This window comes from Streptomyces sp. NPDC086989 (assembly GCF_044745505.1).
Lineage (GTDB): Bacteria > Actinomycetota > Actinomycetes > Streptomycetales > Streptomycetaceae > Streptomyces.
This window is the reverse complement of the sequence record NZ_JBIVAL010000049.1, coordinates 1-4,995: the sequence shown is the minus strand read 5'-3', so window position 1 is coordinate 4,995 and position 4,995 is coordinate 1. Positions and strand designations below refer to the sequence as shown.

The following is a 4,995-nucleotide window of genomic DNA, read 5'->3' as shown; positions in this document are numbered from 1 at the left end:
AACAACACCCACAACTCATCCGGCACCAGCCGCTCAACCAAATCCGTCATGCACGATTCAACGAACGATCACGCCATAAGAAACGGCGTCTAAGACCGTGTCCTATGTGGCTCCGTGCAACCTCCCGCGAAGCTGCGGAGCACACCTCGCAGAGGCATGTTCACCAATAGGTCGGCGACCTGCCCGGATTCTTGGTGGCAGCCTGTGGTGACTGACGCTATCCGGCTGCGTAAACGCCTCGCACAGCAGCACCCAGGCTACGGTGGGCATGGCATCACGGGAAGCAAGGCTGCTACGAACATGCTCGTCCCTGGGCATTGTCAGTGGTGGACGACAGACTGTTGGTGCACAAAGAGAACGGCGGCCTCTGACCGGCCTGTGAATCATGGACAGAGACCGCCGCGGGTAGAACCCCGCACCTCGCGCCTCTTGGTGTTGCCGCACCAGGGGGCGCGTCGCTTCTACAGGCGGCTGACCAACATCTCGTACAGCCACACCGCGAACCGAGTGATCCAGTGCGCGGTCTCGTCCGCGAAACCAGCCATGAAGGCCTGGGCCGCGCCGACGAGCAGTACATCGCGAGTGGTGCTGCGGCTCTCACCCCGGACAAGCGGCGTGCCGTCGCCCTCCGAACCGTCGGACATCGGTTTGTCGCTACCGGGCATGTGAGCCCCCTAACCAGGACCGCCGCGCCTCAACTGGATGGCCGGGGCGACGGTCCGTCAAAACCCGGCCCTCCAGAAGCTGCACAAGCATCCGTACGGGGCCGACCCAGAGTATCGGCACCCGCTGACAACTCCGGGGCACCGCCAGGTACGGTTGGGCGGCCCGTAGCCGAGCGCACGCACTGGGCCCTCTATGGAGACGCCTCACCAGCCCGCTCACCAGGGTCGACCCCGCCGTAGCGGCCCGAGGAAGACCACGGACTTTCTTGTCCTCGGCTGCGGTGAGGTTGTCTCCCATGTGCTGAAGCGGGTGGTTGGCCCAGTGATCAGGGCGCACGCCCAAATCGCCTGCTGGCCATGGCGCAGTGAGGAGCTCGACCTGGTCAGGTGGAGAGGATCGGTGTACGCCTTCTTCGGATTGAACACCTCGGAGTGCATGACGGTAGTCAGGACCGCGAACTTCTCCACGGCTTTCCTTAGACCGGGTCCATGAGGAACGAAATGTCGTTGGTGATGCTTTCACCTTAAAAGGGGCGGTCTGGTCTTCGGCTTTCCGGGAGATGACCTCCTCTTCAAGTGGCGTTCGGAGACAACGATCCTGGACGCCACGTCGAGGATCGTCCAGACGTGTGCCTGGTCGCATCACATGCCCACCTTCAAGGCACCGTCTATAACTCGCCTATTTCGAGAGGGTCGACCGGCCCTCACGCGCGTACAACGAGGGCTGGCGGCATGGCGCTGGGACACGGCCCACCCTGGAGGGCGGGGCATTGATCTCATGCTCTTCAGCATGCTGGCCTACTGCAACGGTGACCAGACTCGCTTCGTGGTAGTCCCGGCTATCCCACCTCCTCGCGCTACCACGCTCCGTAGTAGTAACGGGGTGGTGCGACGTCTCAGGTGCTACGGACCGTGGCATTGCGTCCCGCAGGCGGCCCTGCTGGGGCCTGTCCCCCTCCAGCGTCTGGTCCACCACGACACCGGCCCGAGCCCCCAGGCTCAACATTCCCCGGCTCCCCGGTACGGAACGCGGCACCAGAGCGCGTCCCTCGACCGCTCCCCCACGACCTCGGCACCCGATCCGGCTGCCCGGGGCGCGGCCTCCGGACGCCGGCGCGAGGCGGCGCCGGCATCCGGGCTGGTACTACCCCTGCATGCGACCGGCCAGGGAAGGAGCCGGCGCGGCGGCGCAGGAGGGCGATCCGTGGTGGCTGGCGCACGCCAGTGTGAGGCCGTCGCCCGGGCCCAGGACCTGCTGCACCTCATCAGCCAGGCGGACGGAATCTCCACGCGCGAGGTCATCCGACGCACCGGGCTGAGCTTCACCGCCGCCACACGCCTGCTGCACTGGCTGCGCGGCCAGCAGCTCATCGAGAGCATCGCCGGCGAGCACCACCCCGGACCGCGCCTCAAGCTCACCACCACCCCAGGCCGCGAAGGCGAACTGGTCCGGATCACCCTCGACGACCTGCGCGAGCGTCTGGGCGCGGCGGTCTGCTAAGAGGACGTCTGGTTCGTGTAGTTCATGGGTGATTGCGGTTTATGCGTGTCGCCAGGTTGGGGTGGTTTCGCCGGTTGCTCGTTTGGCGAGGGTGGAGATGGCGGCGAGGTGGATCATGCTTTCGGAGTGCTCGGGTTTGGTCTCATAGTCGCGGGCGAGGCGGCGGTGCATCATGATCCATCCGAGACTGCGTTCGACCACCCAGCGTCGGGGCAGTACGGAGAAGCCTTTGACCTGTGTGTTTCTGGGTACGACGTCAACGTCGATGCCGAGTTTCGCGCCGTGTTCGATGGTCTGGTTTTTGTAGCCGGTGTCGGCCCAGACTTTGGTGATCGTGGGGTGGGCGGCGGCGGTGCGGGTCAGAAGTTGTTTGCCGGCCTCGTTGTCGGAGACGCTGGCTGCGGTGACCATGACCAGGAGTAACAGGCCGAGGGTGTCGACGGTGATGCTGCGTTTGCGGCCCACGATTTTCTTGCCCGCGTCGATGCCTTGGGTGCTGAGGGGCACGGTGTGGGCGGTTTTGACGGACTGTGAGTCGATGATGCAGGCGGTCGGTTCGGGGTCGCGGCCTTCTTTTTCGCGGACCAGGCGGTGGAGGCGGATGCCGAGTTGTTCGATGGTGCCGTCGGCACTCCAGGCGGTGAAGTAGGAGAAGACGGTGGTGTGGGCGGGGAAGTCGTGCGGCAGGTAGCGCCAGGCGATGCCGGTGCGGTTGACGTAGAGGATCGCGTTCATGACTTCTCGCAGGTCGGCGGCCTTGCGACACGGCCGGCGGCTGATCTTCGTCAGATCCCAAGACCTGGATCGCAGTGCGCTGGAGCCGGTTCACCAGCACGTCGGCCGCGAGGCTCGGGTCAACCACCTGCGCCGACCAGCCGAGCAAGGTATCGAGGACATCCTCGACCTCGTCCGCTTCGGCCAACCGTGTCCCTCCCGCTCCGTGATGGCCAACAAGCTGCCCAGCAGGTGAAGCCGGCCCTCTTCCTGCGGCCCCGCGGGGCGCAGGACGGGATCAGGCACCGGCTCAGCTCCCAGAGCCACCAAGGCCCGACACACCTGATCCGCACTCACTGGGTGCTCCCTGCCAATACTCACGTTCCCAGCTTGACCGGAACGACGGCCAAAGACGTGCTCAGAACCTGGCGGACTTTGCCGACCTGATACAACTCCACCGCCGGCTGTGCGGCCCGGCCACACTGCGCCGTCCATGAGCACACCACCCGGAGCCAGGCACCCGCGAGCGGGCCGCGACAGCAGCTCGGCGTCAGCCGAGTGGGCCTACAACCTTCGCAGAGCGAGTCCGGGGACGGACGGAACCCGCGCGTACCCAAAGGCAGAAAGCGCACTCGCATCCGACCCAGAACGATGCTCCGCACACGACGGTGAAGAGCGCCTGGGACGCGGCTGGCGAGGAGGAGAGGCACGTCGCGCATTCCCGTACGAGTGCCCAGCCGGGAGCAACGGCTCACGAGGGTGACCGGCGCGGGCAGCGGCCGTTGTTGCAGGTATGGACGAGGCACTGGACCTGCTGGACCCGCTCTTGGACGGAGTGAGCCAGCCACGGCTGAAACTGATCTGAGGTTGAGCTGGCGTCGGTTCCTTCCGCGCCGCTGGCGCTCCTGAAAGCCGAATGATTGATGGCGGTCAGCCATGCGTGACCAGGGGAGCTTGAACCTGGCTGCGATTCGGTCCCCTGACCACGCCGTCGACGTCGAGACCACCGTCGGTCCGCACTCCCCCCCGACAGGTCAACTGCCTTGGTGGTAGATCGCCCGCAGCCACGGTTCCCTCACGGCGGGCGCCCGCGCAAGGGTGCACCGGAACGCTTTCCTGGACGGCTGGAACGGGTACCACGGGTGCGGCGGCAGCGGGTCATCCCGCTCCACGCCTGCCGGCAATCCGCCGACCACCGGCAGCCTGGTCCGGTGCGGCGGGAAGGCGAGTTCGGCCCAGAGTGCGGCATCCATGGGCACCGGCACCTGCTCCGGCGCGCGGCTGCCACATGTCTCCCGTTTGCGGATGGACCGGCACGAGCACCAGGCCGGCGGCCGGGTCGCCGAACTCCGGCCCCGCCAGGTCCAACCGCTTCGCGCCTTCTCCGGTCGGCAGCACCGCGCCGATTGCCCGGCCGAGGAGCTCCGCGACTGGCCCGGGCGCCACCTCGACCGGCGTGCCCCCGGCGGCCAGCACCACCTGGGCGAGGGCAACGCCCGCCGGGATGTCCCGGAACTCGCTCAGCCGGTGCCACAGCGCGCCGGTGAGCAACAGCTGCGCCCAATCCATGATTGGACGTTCCGGCGGGCCGGGCAGCCGCACCACCGCCTGCGGATCGGCCCGCTCGAGGATCAGCCCGGTGCCGCGCATGTCGCCGGGTGCGAGGAGGACAGAATCCGACGGACCGTCAGACCGCGAACCGAACGGCGCGATGGACTCCAGCTGCGCCGCCTCGTGCGTCTGGACCTCGTCCCCCTGCTGCCACGGCGGCCCGTACGGGGGCCGACTCTCCAGCGGGCTCGACCTGCTCCCGCCCGGACTCCTCGCCCGTCAACTCCCCACCCATTTCTGACGCGCTCACGACAGACAACTCCTTACGCGAAACCACGGACCACACCTCCGAACGGAGGAGTGATCCGCACGATGGAACACTGAGGGGTTAGCCCCGCAAGTCCCACAAAACCGCAGGTCAGAGCATCGGCGAATGAAACTCGTACACGCGCTACACCACCGCCCCCTTAGAGGTCCTAACAGAAGCCGTTGATCATGTGACTTTCGGTTCGGGTGGTCGTTGGTCCTGCCGTGGGGAAACGTCAGTCGCGGCCGTGGATCGTG

5 protein-coding genes are annotated in these 4,995 nt (G+C 66.7%); 2 read left to right on the top strand and 3 right to left on the bottom strand.

Annotated features, from left to right (window positions below):
- Positions 1-461: 461 nt before the first annotated feature.
- On the bottom strand, positions 462-665 hold the full coding sequence (locus ACIPK4_RS39965) for a hypothetical protein (protein ID WP_402322858.1): 204 nt from the start codon (positions 663-665) through the stop codon (positions 462-464).
- Between the two features lie 1,204 nt (positions 666-1,869).
- Between ACIPK4_RS39965 and ACIPK4_RS39960 the strand changes: the two genes are divergently transcribed.
- The gene (locus ACIPK4_RS39960) at positions 1,870-2,166 is read left to right on the top strand and encodes a helix-turn-helix domain-containing protein (RefSeq protein ID WP_402322855.1); all 297 of its coding nucleotides are present in this window, start codon (positions 1,870-1,872) and stop codon (positions 2,164-2,166) included.
- A 39-nt stretch (positions 2,167-2,205) separates the two neighbouring features.
- Here the strand turns inward: ACIPK4_RS39960 and ACIPK4_RS39955 are convergent, their stop codons facing one another.
- On the bottom strand, positions 2,206-2,976 hold the full coding sequence (locus ACIPK4_RS39955; protein WP_402322861.1) for an IS5 family transposase: 771 nt from the start codon (positions 2,974-2,976) through the stop codon (positions 2,206-2,208).
- Between ACIPK4_RS39955 and ACIPK4_RS39950 the strand changes: the two genes are divergently transcribed.
- Entirely contained in the window at positions 2,900-3,136 is a 237-nt protein-coding gene (locus tag ACIPK4_RS39950; protein ID WP_402322852.1) for a hypothetical protein, read from the top strand. The two genes, ACIPK4_RS39955 and ACIPK4_RS39950, sit on opposite strands and share 77 nt — an antisense overlap.
- A 902-nt stretch (positions 3,137-4,038) precedes the next feature.
- Here the strand turns inward: ACIPK4_RS39950 and ACIPK4_RS39945 are convergent.
- Complete coding sequence (locus ACIPK4_RS39945; protein ID WP_402322849.1) at positions 4,039-4,530, bottom strand: hypothetical protein; 492 nt, start codon at positions 4,528-4,530, stop codon at positions 4,039-4,041.
- Positions 4,531-4,995: the final 465 nt, after the last annotated feature.

Coding starts and splice junctions, on each gene's coding strand:
- ACIPK4_RS39965 (WP_402322858.1), bottom strand. CDS start 665: ATGCCCGGTAGCGACAAACCGATGTCCGACGGTTCGGAGGGCGACGGC.
- ACIPK4_RS39950 (WP_402322852.1), top strand. CDS start 2,900: ATGACTTCTCGCAGGTCGGCGGCCTTGCGACACGGCCGGCGGCTGATC.
- ACIPK4_RS39945 (WP_402322849.1), bottom strand. CDS start 4,530: ATGCGCGGCACCGGGCTGATCCTCGAGCGGGCCGATCCGCAGGCGGTG.